This window comes from Sphingobacterium sp. LZ11T8, assembly GCF_024261425.1.
Classification (GTDB): Bacteria; Bacteroidota; Bacteroidia; order Sphingobacteriales; family Sphingobacteriaceae; genus Sphingobacterium.
In genome coordinates, this window is the sequence record NZ_JANBZY010000004.1 from 416,477 (window position 1) to 430,254 (window position 13,778).

The window sequence follows — 13,778 nt, forward strand, 5'->3', positions numbered from 1 at the left end:
ATGGAAAAAACCAGGTGAAATGTTTGTAGTAGGCTGAATCGTCATTCGGATAACCCCTAGGGGGGAAATCTTTTTCAAATAATCCTCTTTACCGGCATACAAAAAAAGAAAAATAGTTCTCTCATCTTACGATTCTAGAAGACAAGAATTCTTAAAAAAATAAAAAATAGATTCTTCGCTGCGCTCTGAATCTCTCTTTTACACATTTCTAATTCTGAACGAATTGTGAAAAAGAAATGAATTTGCAATAATTATTTTTCTGGAAAACATTTTTGGAAGCCTAATGTTTTGATTATAAAATTTAATCACAGAATTATTAAAATTTCTTTTCGATTTAAATATTATGTCAAATCCATCTTTTCAAAGAAGCCAAATCGGCACTTACAAATCCGTAGAAATAGAATTAGTTACTTGGGATGCCTCCATGGCTGAGGTTGACTTAAGTTGTGCCTGTTTATTTACCCACGAAATAAACCAAAAGGAACCTGTAGGCGGGCTGTTGCATCTTAATGATGCCATGGACGGATTACTGTTTACTTTAAGGGATCAGAAAGCCTTTACCGGAAATTATCTGGATACCTTATTGATTGAACAAAGCCTTGGGAAGATCAAATCTGAAAGATTGCTCATAATTGGTTTGGGAAGACCGGAAGATTGGTCTGGACAGACGAGTGCCGATGCGGTAAGTGTTGCTACTAGGTTAGCTTATCAACTAAATCTGGAAAGTGTAGCGATTGCACCGAGTATATTGGATAGTGGTATTGAGCCGGATGGAGATTTTTCCTTGCAGATGCTTTCCGCTTTAAAGGAACGTATCGATAGGCAAGAACAATTTCACCAACTCGGTTTGGTCAAAGCTCCTTCCATCAAGAAATGGTTTTTTGATGCAGGATATACGGATTTTGATGTTAAGGCAGATAAATTCAGAGGGAATTTTCAAAAGTTAATCAACAATAATTAGATCGTATATGTCCAAGAAAATACTCAAGGCCGAAGAATTGCACATCACAGATGCAGCAGGTGTTTCTAGATTGATCATCTCGATTGAAAATGGTTTTCCTTCCATAAAACTCCAGAATCCTAATCCTGATTTCCCATCTGCAGTGCTAGAACTGGACAGCAAAGGAACCCATATCAAATTTAGCCATCCGAAAGGAAACATCAGTTATTTCTTTTTGAATAATGAAGGGGGCTCTGGTTTGGTCATGATCAATGAAAAGGGCGAAAGAACCTATGAGAAGATTGTTGATGATAAAGGATAGGTATTTGGACAATTTGTTTTTGGTAACTAAAAACAGGGGTATTATTATACCGGTTTGCAGGTATTGAATTTTATTTCTTCGGGTGATAATTTTGCTGTATTCAATCAAACTTTCTTCCGAACCAGAAGATTTAATTATTCAATATGAAAAGAGATAAAAATTTAAAAGCTATTTTTTCCATTTGCTTGATGTTTGTGGGCATGACTATGTTGTTTACTAGCTGTTCCAAGGATGAAAAGGAGCCAGAAACTGGTTCAGGCAGTATTGACGAAGTGATCGGAACCTTCAAAGGAACCATTGATATCGTAGGTGGAGAGAAAAAATTTAATGAACTGCTAGAAATTAGCAAAGTAAGTGACAATAAGGTCAAGGTTACTGTAAAAAACAGCAGCTTAAAACTTCCAGTAAAAGAAGTTCAGGTGTACAATAATTCCGGTAGAGGGATATTGACTGAAAGCTCAGAACCTCAGGGAATATTAGTCTATTCCAATTCTAACAAAGCGTTGTCTTTTGTATCAAAGGTAACTGCTGAAGGAGAGGAAATGTACAGTTTCGAGGGATCAAAACAATAAAGACTATTGACCTTAACTTTTCCATATTAAGGCAAAAAATGCGAAGTGAAAACTTCGCATTTTTATCAAATAATAGATATGGATATATAAATAAAGCTGCACTAAATCTCATGGATCTTTTTCATGACTCTCTCCGTAAAAGGATTGCAATAGCAGAGATTAAATTCAAATAGTTCCTCTGACGAATAAGTTTTTTCGATTTCAGTCCTGAGCATAGCCTTTGCACGATTTAAACGCACTTTTACATTCGCTTCACTGATGTCAAGTAGGGAAGAGGTTTCTGCTACATTCAACCCATTGATTTCACGTAGGGAGAAAACCATTCTGTAGTCCTCAGGAATCCTCAATAGGGACGCTTCGATAATTTTCCCCAGTTCATGGCTAAAGATCTCCTTTTGCGCATCGTTGGTTGAATTGAACATAGGCATTTCATTTTCGTTGATAATCTCATTGACAGTTTCTTTCTTGAAACTGAACTTATTTTTCTTCCTGTAGCAATTGTTGAGCATGATCCTGATGATCCAAGTCTTGAAGCTTGAACCCTGCTTAAATTGAGCCAAGCACTTAAAGGCATCAATATAAGTGTCCTGCATCAGGTCTTGGGTATCTTCATGGTTGTAGTTGTACGATCGTCCAATTTTATATAGGTAGGTATTAAACCGCCTTACAATAATTTCATAAAGCGGTTTGTCGCCATCTAAGACCCGATCGATGATTTCAACCTCTGTTAATTGTTCAAATTGTTCTTTTATCATTGTCCTGCGATTTTTGCCAATCTAGCCATGGATAATGCCGCAATGGCCATCACCAAATCCCGAACTGCAACATCTACATAGTTAAATCCGGCCAATAAGGAAAGGGCGATCAACGTAAGCCAAGCCGAAACGATAAATCCTCCTAATTCTGGTTTCTTGAATACGATTAAACCAGCTACTATTTCAATTACCCCCACAATCTTCATAAACAAGGCTGCAGAAAAGGGGAGGAGATCAGCAATCGAAGGATTGACATACTGTTCCCAATTTGTAAGTTAAGTTAGTGAATTTGTCAGCTCCCGCCACTATGGGGACCACGACAAAGACATATTTCAATAAATTGAATGTTGAATTCAGTGTGTGATTTTTGATAGTATTTTCCATGTTTTTACCTTTTTAATTCGTTTGTATTTATTTAGGGTAAATGACATCGAGAAAGGTTACAAGGAATTTTGAAATATTTGAAAAAAGCCACTTTAATAGGCTGTAAATCTTTCTTCTGAGCTAAGTTTTATTTTATAAATCCTTAATATCGTTTGATGGAATTCAGCTTCCTGTCTTGGAAATAATGACATCATTGCCGTAAAGAATGTAATGGCCTCCTGAAGCATAACTTCCAGAAATTGGTCCGCCTTCATATTGATCGATTTATCATCTATTACCATCCGAATCCTGTCCTTAACGATTTTAATGGAAACCGGCAGCGGCTGGCTCGGAAATGAAAAATTGCTTTCATTCTGTATGATCACCTCCTCCAGGGAATTGATAAAGTAATGCCAAAGATCTACAATATCGTCCCAGAAAGTGAAATCCATAATTGTCTCCCCATTGAATTTCATATACAGAACACCATCTATATAATCTCGGTCTAACTTTTCAGGGTCTAGCTGAGAAATATCTTTAATTGGGATAAATTGGGAGGTATCTATCTTGTTGATATCGCGGATGCTGTATTTCTTTTCTTTTAAGATGAAAGTGGTTAGTTCTAGATTTTCCATTATTCAGGGGTTCACCGTTAAGTTTATAGTAAAGTTAAATCTAAATATTAGTTGTTCTTCATTCGTGAATTATTTCATTATTTAATAGAGAGGGAATTCTTGCCATAGGACAAGTATTTCTCTTTCCGTAAGGGCTAACTTTGATATACACTAATAAATTAATTATCATGGATACAGCAAAATCAGCACAATTGAACATCATTATTCCCGCTTATAGAATGCATACCCAAACCTTTATCAATGTCCTAGACGGTATTTCGGAAGAGAACGCACTCAAGAGAATTGATAATCGGACAAACCATCTGGTTTGGATGGCCGGAAATTATGTAAATGTGCGCTATAGTATGGGAAACATCTTAGGATTAAAAGAAGAGGATCCTTATCAGGATCTATTTTATATGGGAAAGACCTTGGATACACAAAAGGAGTACCCAACATTAAAGCAATTGCTTGATAATTTCCATCAGATTTCACCAAAAGTTTATCAAGCCTTGTTGGAAGCTGATGATGCAACTTTGGCTGAAACGTTCGAGATGGGAATGCAGATACCCTTTATTAAAGAGGATAAATTAAACTTTGTAGGCATGTGCATTGGTCGAGAAGACTACTTGTGCGGACAGATGGCTTTGATGCGTAGAATCTTGGATTATCCCGGAATGAAATATGATGTGGATAATAGTATTGCTTATTAATAAGAACTATCTTAATTCCGGTAAATAAACTAGCAATATTTTTCAATAGTTAATAAAAGGTTAAGGTTTTGGTAATATCCTCTTTAGGAGTTATATTTAATTAACTAATTATTATGCCATGAAGAATATTGCTATTTTCCTTTTTGTCCTATTCGCCCAGGTGGCTTTTGCGCAAAAATTTCCAATCCATTATAAGATTGTGGAGACGAATGTCAGTAATGACCAATCCACACAAACGACTTTTTATATTTCTGTTCGTGAATCCAGGAATACAGAAAAACAAAAACAACTGGAATTGAGCTTGGATGGCAAGGAAGAAATTGATCTAAAGGATCAATCCGTAAATTTCTCTACGCTAAAAACTGCCGAATTACTTGATGGGCTAGGGAGTTCACCCAATTTTTTAGGATTTGTCCAATTCTATATAAACTACCCTTTAACTTTTGAGAATAAAGTCCTTGTCCAGGATACTGCAGCATTCAACCAAAAATTGACAAATTTAAAGGAGGAATTTAATTTAACCCTTTTAAAGGATGAGTTTTTTTTAATTAACAATAGCTATGAAAGCCTTTTTAACGATGTCTATTTCAATGACTTTGCCCATGTTAAACCAGAGCAATTAAAGCAATCTGAATTTCAATTAGGGGCATTTACCTATAAAATAAAAGAAAGAAATAAGAAGGCTTGGGTAGTTGAAAGAACGAATAGCAAAGACAGTCTGAAAACTTCCGAAATCAGGTTTGATCCTAAAACTAAATATATAATAGCAAAAAATGCCAAAGCAGCTGGGACAGCAACTATTGATGGTAATACTTATAAATATAGTCAGCTATCAGTAGTTAATAGAGAGGAGGGGACAAGAGTGGAAAAACTGGATCCGCAATTTAGTGCCATGGTCTTAAAAGGTAGTTATAGAAGTAAGCATTTCAGACATAACCAAGAAGTTGATAGCGTCAAATTCGAACAATATATCAGTGATTATGGGCAACAGTTTGGTACTAATCCCAATTATTTAAAAATAATATTACCTACCTATCAAACCAGGAAAGACTACGTTAATTATGAACGTGTTCTGATGAAAACACCTTCAAAGATTCTTGTCAATACCTACCATCTTATCAATAAGGTTAGAATTGATAGCTTGGCCATGGAAGACTTCCTGGAAACCACTGCTTTGCTAACCGATGATTACCTTTATGATTATTTACAATCGGGTTTATCTCAACACGTCAAATCAAATAACCAAAGTAGTATGGATCGCATGGATGCTATTTTTACGAAATTAACTGATCGAGAAAAGCGCTTCATTGGCCCAATGAAAGTCTGGTCTACATATAAGGGATCTTCAGATAATCAAGCAATCCAAAAGGGTATTGATGAAATGTTTGCATTGAATGATAATGAATGGAAGGATGGAAATGTTGGGCGATATATTATTTTGTTGATTCAAAAACAATTTGTCAATGGCAGAACCGATACTGAGGAGTATAAAAAACTCGAAAAAAGGCTGGCAGTCCTTGCTGAGGATAAAATCAAGGACAAAAGGCTGATCAATAAGGCCCATCTAGCCTTTGTGAATTTTTCGTTGTTTGAGGCAATAAAAGATAAGGATCCAGAATTGGGAGCATTATATTTGAAAAAGGCTTATGATTTATCTTCAAAAGGGAATAATGAATATGAATACCAAAGTTTCTACGACAACGTTTTTACTGGGGCAAAGAAGGACTATTCGGAGGTTTACTTAGCTGAATTGGGTAAGCGTTCTGGGAAGGATTCTGTTCTCAAAGAGTATATTTCAGAATTTGCAAAATCTCCGGCCAAGAGCTTCTCCATGTTGAAGCAATTTTATCATGGGAACTATGATAAAGCTAGCTTTTCAAGTTTTTTGAAATCTGATGTTTTTCCAAAACTTGAAAATGCACCCGCATTCTTGTTGAAAGATCTGGCAGGTCAAGAAGTTGCACCTTCTCATTTTGAAGGCAAATGGACCTTTATCGACTTCTGGGGAACATGGTGTGGGCCATGTGTCGCAGAGCTTCCTGAATTTAACACGCTCTATGAAAAGAAATATGCCTTGATGGAGGATAAATTAAAGATCTTGACAATCTCTTGTTATGATCAGGAAACTGATCTTAAAAACTTTATCAGTAAGAATAAATACAGCTTCCCCGTTTTGATCTCAGATGGAAAAGTACAGACTGATTACAAGATTACTGGCTATCCATCAAAGGTGCTGATCAGTCCTGAAGGAAAAATGATTCCAATTGAATTTGGACAAGATTGGAAAAGCTTGGTTGAGGAATTTGTAAGCTTATAAAAGAAATCAGATCATATTATTAATTGATTGTGAGATCACGGAAATTTAGATATAGGACGTAATTAATCCATACGCCTATATCTTTTCCTTTGTATTTTGCTGGAAACCATGATTCATGGGTTTTTAGTCTCTTTACGAGTTCAGGTCCTGTTCCGTAGCCCAGGTCTTGAACTATTTTATAGTCCATGGCATTTCCATTTTCATCTACATAAAATCTTACTTCCACATAGCCCTCAACTTTATGGTCTACTGCATCGTTTGGAAATCGATAGCTATTATTAATTTTTTGGACAAAATCATGAGGCCCAATTGTAGGTACAGCGTTCTTATCCACAGGTTGAAATTTATTGGTTAAGGATGAATCTTCAATATATTGCCTCATCATCACGCTCTCGATGGCTTGGCTAAAAGATTTTTGAATCCAGGTTTGTCCGAATAGGGGACTGATAGAGCAAATGGACAATATAAGCAGGACAGTATATTTATTTAAAGGGTTCATATTGGTTAAATTGTTTTTAGGTTATTAATTCCTTTGGTTGGTTAAAACCTTAAGTTATCGAAATAAGATTAAAATTTTATGTAACTTTCTGTAAAATTTAATCCTAATTAAAGGATTAGGTTAAGATAGAGTTTTTATTTAATAATTACGATATCAAAACCATTAGTCTAGCTATATTAATAACCATCCTTAATTAATACCATTTATGAAAATATTACTATCCATATTTATCATATTTTTAATCCCTTATATTAGTCAAGGCCAAATAAAATCATCCGAATTAACGTATCTAAGGATCGCTGAATTGGAGTATTCCAATGATTCACTCTTTCTATGGCAGCAAATTCGTCCTAATCTAGGTAGGAAGGATAGTACAAGTGGTACCTATCATAAATTGCCATTATCAGGTAAAGAGAAAACAAAGTTTCTCAGGTTAGTTGATAAGACCAAACTTCTAAGTGTTCAATCAAATAATAATCAAAAAACCGGTTTTTTCCCTTTTGAAATCACGTATAGAACTGCTGGTCGAAGCCATAAGATCTCCAGTTACGAACCTGGGATGTCTGCGGCAGAATTAGAAAGCTTCCATAAGTATTTAGAAGAGATTGAAACCGTGATTGATCGAAGGAGTGCTCAAGAGCGATTACTCATGACCTTAGCAGATGCTGAATACCAATTGAAGACGCGCCTTAGATACCAACAGAGGATAGGTCCTAGCGGTTGGGATGCTTGGGAAAAAAAGAACGGCGCAATAAAGCGTATAGGAGTACCATTGCTATTCGTAAATGGAAAAGAAGAGGACTACAGCCGTTTTGAAAGAAGCAATCCAAAAAGGATTAAATCTTTCGAAATCCTAAATCAGCAAAAGGCAGACTCACTTTATGGCGAAAGAGCTAAAAATGGAGTAGCAATCATTACTACGAAATAAATAGGTTCTTAATTCATATTTATCAGCTCAAGGGCTTTATCTAAAACTTCATCTTTACCTTCTTTGATTCCTTTAATGGTAGGTTTTACGATTATATCTGGAATAATGCCCACCCTTTGGGTTTCAGTTCCATCAGGGTAATAAACCCCAATCCCAGAAATCGAGGTCCTCAATCCACCAGGCAATAAGATTACGGAAACATTTCCATCAGCTCCAGCTGTGGTACTCCCGACAATCTTTGAATTGCTCACTGCTCTGAAGGCCATTGCCGTAAATTCAGCTTGGCTTTGGGATATTTCATTGACCAAAATGATCAATTTCCCTTTATAATATAATGGATCGTGATTAATGGTCACAGGATGGGTGAAAGTAAATTCTCCAGGGTTTTTCGGGTTTGCAAAGGTAAATTTTGTAAATGCTGTAGGTTTTGACAGAAAAAATGGTCCCAATGCATATGGAGCAAAACTGGAAGGATAGTTCCTGATATCAATGATAATACCCTTTGTATCCTTAAAATATTTTTTGATCATATGGAAGTCCTCATTTTTGATATTTGCTAATGTGATATAACCAATATTTCCATCTAAGATCTTATATGCTTTTTCATCTTGATTGATCCTGTACATGCCATACATCTTTAGTTTTGCTCTATCAAATAATGGGAGTTCATGCTGAAGGCTTTTGCCTTCTGTCACATACTTAATATGCAAGGAACTGTTTGTTGATCTTAGCAGGTCTGCAGAAATATCTCTTAGCATAACGGAATGATTGGAAGACGGATAATACCTTGCTAAACTGTCCACTATCGAATCAATTTCCTTTCCGTTGATATGGGTTATGATATCGCCGACCTTTAACTTAGCTTGATCTACGTATTCAGGATTATAATAATCCGTCACAACATATTTGTCCTCGATGAATTCCGCTTTGAAAGGAGCAAAGTTCTTGCCCCTTAATTCCTGTATCTTATCTCCGCCTTCCCTTAAATTGGCATGTGTATCTTTGACGTCAGCAATGATTTGCAAGGCCAGCAGCTCATATTCCAACTCATTTTCAGCATTTAGGAATCCTGGAATATATTCTTTCAATACCGTGTTCCAATCTTTTTCAGTCAGAGGTTTGTAGGGATTAAAGTAGTTCATCATATTCCAATACTTGTATAGAGCCAATAATCTAAAGCCAGCATCAGGATAGGGCATATTGCTGTATGGTTTCTCGTTAGTGAAATCAGGATTGTTAACGAATTGATGGAGTTTAATATAATAGTTTTCACCTTGATTCCTGTTGTTGTAGATCTCATTCAGCAAGACTTTAATTTCATTTGATAGGTTTGATTTCTCAATCCAAGATAGGTCAGGCTTTAAAACAGCATTTTCTGGGCTAGGTTTACAGGTCGTGCAAGCTGCTATTTTCCCATATTTTTCAATCCATGTTGTAATAACCTTATCGCGTTCCTGGTTATTTTTTGCATTTACATATGGAGGTAAGATCCTGAACAATTCATAATCCCAATTATACTTTCCTTTTGCAATTTCTGGGTGATGGTATTTCATGAATCCCCAAATTCTACCAAGCAATTCCAGGTTGTTGATGGATTCATTGGTCAATGTAGGGAAAGTAATATTTGAACCCTTGTCAAATTCATTATCCTTATCAGCTGGAAGTAAATCACGTTTATATATTTCGATTTCATCTTTCCCAATTATTTTTCCATCGATTGAAACCTGTAAATTATCTAACCACATTTTTCCTTTCCCAGTAAGTAATCCTCCAATTAGGATTCTTTCCGTTTTCGCAGGATTTAATTTTAAAGTTATTTCATATTCCTTCCAATCTGAATTGCCTTTTACCCCTCGTTTGTCCATGTTGTCAAAAGCAAGCTGAGGATCTATTCGCATCCAAAGGCCTGCATAACCATCTGTCACGCCTTCTGTTTTGATACTGCCGGTCAGACGAATGGTTTTACCCTGATAGTTATTGGGAAGGGTAAAAGCCAGAGCCTTATATACATGGTTACCTTCAGTGCTCTCGATTACGGTAGCATATTTTCCGCTTTTAACCTGATTGGAATCGATATAGATTTTGTAATCGCCATCTCCGAAATCTGCCCAATTGGTTGGATATCCATTATTGAATTTTTCAAAGTCCAGGTTTAAATATTGATCATTTGATCTGTTTAGATTTTGAGAACATCCATAGATTGGAATAAGAAAGATAATTAAGAAATTTATGAAGTGTATTTTCATAATAGGCTTCAATAAAAGATTGGTCTATAGTTAGTAAATTAATCTATGTGCTAATAAATTAAAAATAACTAAATAATATGTGAAGTAATAATATCCGAGATAACTATTCACTAATTAATACAGAAATAATTTTCAACAACCATTATAAGCTCCCCGTAGATGTTCTTTGATGTGGATTCTTTTGATTATTACCTAAACTTTTCATTATAAATCGCTAAATTAAGGTAATTAAGCTTTTGTAAACCACTAAATTTTCTTCTATGCGAACTACTTTCCTTGCTTTAATTATTTGTTTATTCGTCCTACCATCAATTAAAGCTAATGCTCAAAAGAAGGATCAACCAGGTTACAGCAGCATTCAATTTCAATTAAAGGGGAATTATCCGGAAGATTTCGACCTACAATCCTTTGGTAAAGGAGATGCTCCCACGGGGGAGCGTCTTTTGAAGCTTGAGAAACTCAATGATTCAACTTATTTTGCCAAATTCTTCAATCCCTACCTGACCAGTTATTATTTCATCTTAAACAATAAATATTATTCAACCTTTATTGAATCTAATAGAAACGATACCATAGAATTTGTCTTTGATAAGGAAGATAATTTCGTGATTAATTATTTAGGAGGCTATAAAACACTTTTTCAGAACTCCGATCAGTATGCGGATTTATTCAAGAACTATTTTTTTATTCAAAATGACGTAGATACCTGGACACGGAAAACGTTTGATGTAAAAAATGTGAATGGATTGATGGATTACGTAAAGGAAAGAACCATAAAGAAGAAGGCCCATTTAAATTCATCGACGGAAAACACCTTCATTCGAGAAATAGGTTCTGATGTAATCGAAATTACCGAAATATTATATGCATTAAGTACAAAAAAGGAACTGTTGATAGACACTAATCTGGAAAGGAGATTTGAATTTTATCAAGCAGTTTTCCAAGATAAAGCAGCATTATTGGACATGGATCTCCCCATGTCAAATTTCGTATATAAAGAGTTCTTGCGTGATTCTGTCCTTGACCTCCCTGATTTATTGAAAGTAGGTCCAATTAAATATCAAGACTATCTAAAGCGCATATTTAAAAGTAGCTTGGGTTCAGATGAAAGGGAATTCTATGAACATCTGATTGCAATTGCCTATTTAGAAAAGCTGGCCTCAGGCACTGGTTTAACAACTGCCCAGCAAGTTGACATCCTAAATTATTTTAATAATATTATTTACAAGACCAGCCTGCTCCGCCAAAATGAACTCAATACATCCCAAGCTCTTGCTTCCAATATACACTACTTGCCATTCCCTGAAAAAGAAGATGTATTCCAAGATATCATCGCTAAATATAAGGGGAAGGTTGTATTAATAGATTTTTGGGCTACATGGTGTGGTCCTTGCATATCAGCTTTTGAAACCATAAAACCACTCAAGGATAAATATAAAAACAATAAAGATGTTGTTTTCTTGTATCTCACCGATGAAACGTCTGACCTTACTCTATGGCATAATTTTACGGAAAAACTAACAGGTGAGCATTTCTATATTACAAAAGCCCAGCAAAAATTAATTAACGATAGAAATAACATCGATGCAATTCCTCATTATATGTTGATCGATAAGAACGGTGAAATAAAGCATTCTGAAACACTCCCTCAAGAACTTTACAATAAGATTGATAGTTGGATCAAATCAGCCTTATAAGCCGCAAATTGACCCAACTGGCTCAAGGATAAGGAGTTGGTCGATTGCTAATTATTCTACGAGGTTAGCGGTTTCAATTTTCCCTCTAATAGGCTGGGTTAGTATTTCAGTTGAAATATCTTTTGTTCTACTTGCACTCTTTCTTTTCACTTCGGTCATATTTTCCTCATCAGTTCTTCTATATTTATCCGGTTCATATAGTTGCTATCAATAAACTTATGAGTTATGCTCCCATTTTTGTCTATCACAAAAACCGCTGGCACAGGTAGTTCATTTGTATCGATGTTATTGTATTCTGACAACTCTATCCCTAAGCTGCTATAAGTCGAGATGGCGTAATTCTGAAGTTCGAAGGCGATACCAAGTTGTTTAGCCAAAGCATTGTTTTTGTCGGTCAATAACTCAAAACCTAAATTATGATTATTTTTGAGTTCTTCACTATGATAGGAAGATTGAGGTGAAATAGCAATGAGCGTAACATTTTTGTCTTCAATCTGTTTCAAATCATCCTGAAATGCTTTCAATTCAAGATCGCAGTAAGGGCACCAATTGCCACGGAAAAAAGCTATGATCACCTTTCCTTTTTGTAAAAGTTCTTTTAGCACCACAATCTTTTTATTTGTATTCGGTAGAGAAAAATCAGGAAACCGATCGCCTACTTTGATACTTCCGTCTTCCAAATTTTTAGCTTTCAGGTCTTGGATAGATTTACCGAATACCTCTAAAACTTCGGAGGGGAGTTGTTTTGCTAAATTTTCATTTAATTCGCTAATCTGATGCTCTAAATTTTTCATATCTTGATTTCTGTTTTAGCAAAGATTTAAAACTAATATTAGATCTGCAATACCGCATATTATTATCCCTATGGGATAAAAAAGTCAATTTTATGAAAACAAAGGGTCGGACGATCGAAGAAAAAGTGTGTCCATTGGAATTTGCTGTAAATGCAATCAGTGCTAAATGGAAAGTTCCAATCGTATGGCGTATAAACGAGGGCGAAGCGACCGAGTGAAATGCTACGGGGAATCGCAAAAGTGGATAGAAGGGTTCTAAACCAACATTTAAAAGAGCTGGAACAAGATGGGATCTTAACCAAGAAAATCTATAATGAACTACCACCCCGTGTCGAATATTCCCTTACAGAACTCGGAGAAAAATTAGTGGAGGTGTTGTGGAAATTGAATGATTGGGGAAAGGTTCTGGTAGAACAAACAAATAAGGACTAAATACTTGGTTTAGATAGTTTTGCCAACATTGTGGCTGCCTATTATCGCTATTTTCATGTCTAGGGAAATGGATTTGGCGAGTGTAAATGGATGCTATAAATATTTCTTAATAGAGAACCTTTATAGGTCGCTAAGCAATGCGACAAGGTTTGTAAAGAAGTGTAATCCGGCTACTCCTAAAATAGCGTTAAATATCCCTTGAGGCCTTAATTTTAAATAATATAAGGCATAAATAAGACCACTGATCGTAGTAGCAATCATATAAAAAATGTGGTAATGGTGAGTCAACCCAAAAAGGATTGCGGAAAAAGAGATGATTAGGCCAGGAGGGATCTTTATCTTTCTTAATATTTCAATGACCAGGAATTGATGGATTAGAGTTTCAATTATTGGAGCAAATATTAATAACAGAGATATTCTAAATAGTATTCCATAATCATCTGCTGGATTATGAAGTGATGAAGGATCGATTAGATAAGCGATTCCACTTGTAATAGCTCCGATAATGAGTTTTAAAATTAAAAACCAGAAAAAGTATTTTAAGTTTTGCTGACTTGGGATTGGTTTTAAATTGAACATTGATTAT

The 13,778-nt window shown here is 35.4% G+C and carries 16 protein-coding genes; 9 read left to right on the plus strand and 7 right to left on the minus strand.

Annotated elements, in window-relative coordinates:
• Window positions 1-343 precede the first annotated feature (343 nt).
• The 3 genes from NLF99_RS12305 to NLF99_RS12315 all read left to right on the plus strand — a co-directional run bounded on the left by NLF99_RS12305 (window position 344) and on the right by NLF99_RS12315 (window position 1,834).
• The gene (locus tag NLF99_RS12305; RefSeq protein WP_254528579.1) at window positions 344-961 is read left to right on the plus strand and encodes a M17 family peptidase N-terminal domain-containing protein; all 618 of its coding nucleotides are present in this window, start codon (window positions 344-346) and stop codon (window positions 959-961) included.
• Between the two features lie 7 nt (window positions 962-968).
• Window positions 969-1,262 carry a hypothetical protein gene (locus NLF99_RS12310; protein ID WP_254528581.1) on the plus strand — a complete coding sequence of 98 codons (294 nt, stop codon included), beginning with the start codon at window positions 969-971 and terminating at the stop codon, window positions 1,260-1,262.
• A gap of 143 nt (window positions 1,263-1,405) precedes the next feature.
• On the plus strand, window positions 1,406-1,834 hold the full coding sequence (locus NLF99_RS12315; RefSeq protein ID WP_254528583.1) for a hypothetical protein: 429 nt from the start codon (window positions 1,406-1,408) through the stop codon (window positions 1,832-1,834).
• A gap of 101 nt (window positions 1,835-1,935) precedes the next feature.
• On the opposite strand, the gene NLF99_RS12320 is transcribed toward NLF99_RS12315, so the two are convergent.
• The 3 genes from NLF99_RS12320 to NLF99_RS12330 all read right to left on the minus strand — a co-directional run bounded on the left by NLF99_RS12320 (window position 1,936) and on the right by NLF99_RS12330 (window position 3,587).
• Window positions 1,936-2,589 (minus strand): sigma-70 family RNA polymerase sigma factor, encoded by a 654-nt coding sequence (locus NLF99_RS12320; RefSeq protein ID WP_254528585.1) that lies wholly within the window; start codon window positions 2,587-2,589, stop codon window positions 1,936-1,938.
• Complete coding sequence (locus NLF99_RS12325) at window positions 2,586-2,795, minus strand: hypothetical protein (protein ID WP_254528587.1); 210 nt, start codon at window positions 2,793-2,795, stop codon at window positions 2,586-2,588. Before NLF99_RS12325 ends, NLF99_RS12320 begins: the two co-directional genes overlap by 4 nt.
• A 270-nt stretch (window positions 2,796-3,065) precedes the next feature.
• Entirely contained in the window at window positions 3,066-3,587 is a 522-nt protein-coding gene (locus NLF99_RS12330; RefSeq protein WP_254528589.1) for a hypothetical protein, read from the minus strand.
• Window positions 3,588-3,754: 167 nt separating this feature from the next.
• On the opposite strand from NLF99_RS12330, the gene NLF99_RS12335 reads away from it, so the two are divergent.
• Both NLF99_RS12335 and NLF99_RS12340 read left to right on the plus strand, forming a co-directional pair.
• Entirely contained in the window at window positions 3,755-4,279 is a 525-nt protein-coding gene (locus NLF99_RS12335) for a DinB family protein (RefSeq protein ID WP_254528590.1), read from the plus strand.
• Between the two features lie 118 nt (window positions 4,280-4,397).
• A complete protein-coding gene (locus NLF99_RS12340; RefSeq protein ID WP_254528592.1) occupies window positions 4,398-6,596 on the plus strand; it encodes a TlpA disulfide reductase family protein in 2,199 nt (732 codons plus the stop codon).
• Between the two features lie 19 nt (window positions 6,597-6,615).
• On the opposite strand, the gene NLF99_RS12345 is transcribed toward NLF99_RS12340, so the two are convergent.
• Entirely contained in the window at window positions 6,616-7,095 is a 480-nt protein-coding gene (locus NLF99_RS12345; protein WP_185211604.1) for an energy transducer TonB, read from the minus strand.
• 205 nt (window positions 7,096-7,300) lie between these two features.
• Between NLF99_RS12345 and NLF99_RS12350 the strand changes: the two genes are divergently transcribed.
• On the plus strand, window positions 7,301-8,023 hold the full coding sequence (locus tag NLF99_RS12350; protein ID WP_254528594.1) for a hypothetical protein: 723 nt from the start codon (window positions 7,301-7,303) through the stop codon (window positions 8,021-8,023).
• An 8-nt stretch (window positions 8,024-8,031) separates the two neighbouring features.
• On the opposite strand, the gene NLF99_RS12355 is transcribed toward NLF99_RS12350, so the two are convergent.
• On the minus strand, window positions 8,032-10,269 hold the full coding sequence (locus tag NLF99_RS12355) for a S41 family peptidase (RefSeq protein ID WP_254528596.1): 2,238 nt from the start codon (window positions 10,267-10,269) through the stop codon (window positions 8,032-8,034).
• A 260-nt stretch (window positions 10,270-10,529) separates the two neighbouring features.
• Here NLF99_RS12355 and NLF99_RS12360 point away from each other — a divergent pair, with 260 nt between their 5' ends.
• Window positions 10,530-11,966, plus strand: a complete 1,437-nt coding sequence (locus tag NLF99_RS12360) for a TlpA disulfide reductase family protein (protein ID WP_254528598.1) — start codon at window positions 10,530-10,532, stop codon at window positions 11,964-11,966.
• Window positions 11,967-12,121: 155 nt separating this feature from the next.
• Here the strand turns inward: NLF99_RS12360 and NLF99_RS12365 are convergent, their stop codons facing one another.
• A complete protein-coding gene (locus NLF99_RS12365; RefSeq protein ID WP_254528600.1) occupies window positions 12,122-12,760 on the minus strand; it encodes a peroxiredoxin-like family protein in 639 nt (212 codons plus the stop codon).
• Window positions 12,761-12,852: 92 nt separating this feature from the next.
• Here NLF99_RS12365 and NLF99_RS19720 point away from each other — a divergent pair, with 92 nt between their 5' ends.
• Both NLF99_RS19720 and NLF99_RS12370 read left to right on the plus strand, forming a co-directional pair.
• Window positions 12,853-12,978 (plus strand): hypothetical protein, encoded by a 126-nt coding sequence (locus tag NLF99_RS19720; RefSeq protein WP_302328330.1) that lies wholly within the window; start codon window positions 12,853-12,855, stop codon window positions 12,976-12,978.
• Window position 12,979: 1 nt separating this feature from the next.
• The gene (locus tag NLF99_RS12370; protein WP_254528602.1) at window positions 12,980-13,192 is read left to right on the plus strand and encodes a helix-turn-helix domain-containing protein; all 213 of its coding nucleotides are present in this window, start codon (window positions 12,980-12,982) and stop codon (window positions 13,190-13,192) included.
• A 120-nt stretch (window positions 13,193-13,312) separates the two neighbouring features.
• Here NLF99_RS12370 and NLF99_RS12375 read toward each other — a convergent pair whose 3' ends face one another.
• Entirely contained in the window at window positions 13,313-13,771 is a 459-nt protein-coding gene (locus tag NLF99_RS12375; protein WP_254528604.1) for a CPBP family glutamic-type intramembrane protease, read from the minus strand.
• Between the last annotated feature and the right edge of the window lie 7 nt (window positions 13,772-13,778).

Coding starts and splice junctions, on each gene's coding strand:
- NLF99_RS12305 (WP_254528579.1), top strand. CDS start 344: ATGTCAAATCCATCTTTTCAAAGAAGCCAAATCGGCACTTACAAATCC.
- NLF99_RS12310 (WP_254528581.1), top strand. CDS start 969: ATGTCCAAGAAAATACTCAAGGCCGAAGAATTGCACATCACAGATGCA.
- NLF99_RS12315 (WP_254528583.1), top strand. CDS start 1,406: ATGAAAAGAGATAAAAATTTAAAAGCTATTTTTTCCATTTGCTTGATG.
- NLF99_RS12320 (WP_254528585.1), bottom strand. CDS start 2,589: ATGATAAAAGAACAATTTGAACAATTAACAGAGGTTGAAATCATCGAT.
- NLF99_RS12325 (WP_254528587.1), bottom strand. CDS start 2,795: ATGAAGATTGTGGGGGTAATTGAAATAGTAGCTGGTTTAATCGTATTC.
- NLF99_RS12330 (WP_254528589.1), bottom strand. CDS start 3,587: ATGGAAAATCTAGAACTAACCACTTTCATCTTAAAAGAAAAGAAATAC.
- NLF99_RS12335 (WP_254528590.1), top strand. CDS start 3,755: ATGGATACAGCAAAATCAGCACAATTGAACATCATTATTCCCGCTTAT.
- NLF99_RS12340 (WP_254528592.1), top strand. CDS start 4,398: ATGAAGAATATTGCTATTTTCCTTTTTGTCCTATTCGCCCAGGTGGCT.
- NLF99_RS12345 (WP_185211604.1), bottom strand. CDS start 7,095: ATGAACCCTTTAAATAAATATACTGTCCTGCTTATATTGTCCATTTGC.
- NLF99_RS12350 (WP_254528594.1), top strand. CDS start 7,301: ATGAAAATATTACTATCCATATTTATCATATTTTTAATCCCTTATATT.
- NLF99_RS12355 (WP_254528596.1), bottom strand. CDS start 10,269: ATGAAAATACACTTCATAAATTTCTTAATTATCTTTCTTATTCCAATC.
- NLF99_RS12360 (WP_254528598.1), top strand. CDS start 10,530: ATGCGAACTACTTTCCTTGCTTTAATTATTTGTTTATTCGTCCTACCA.
- NLF99_RS12365 (WP_254528600.1), bottom strand. CDS start 12,760: ATGAAAAATTTAGAGCATCAGATTAGCGAATTAAATGAAAATTTAGCA.
- NLF99_RS19720 (WP_302328330.1), top strand. CDS start 12,853: ATGAAAACAAAGGGTCGGACGATCGAAGAAAAAGTGTGTCCATTGGAA.
- NLF99_RS12370 (WP_254528602.1), top strand. CDS start 12,980: ATGCTACGGGGAATCGCAAAAGTGGATAGAAGGGTTCTAAACCAACAT.
- NLF99_RS12375 (WP_254528604.1), bottom strand. CDS start 13,771: ATGTTCAATTTAAAACCAATCCCAAGTCAGCAAAACTTAAAATACTTT.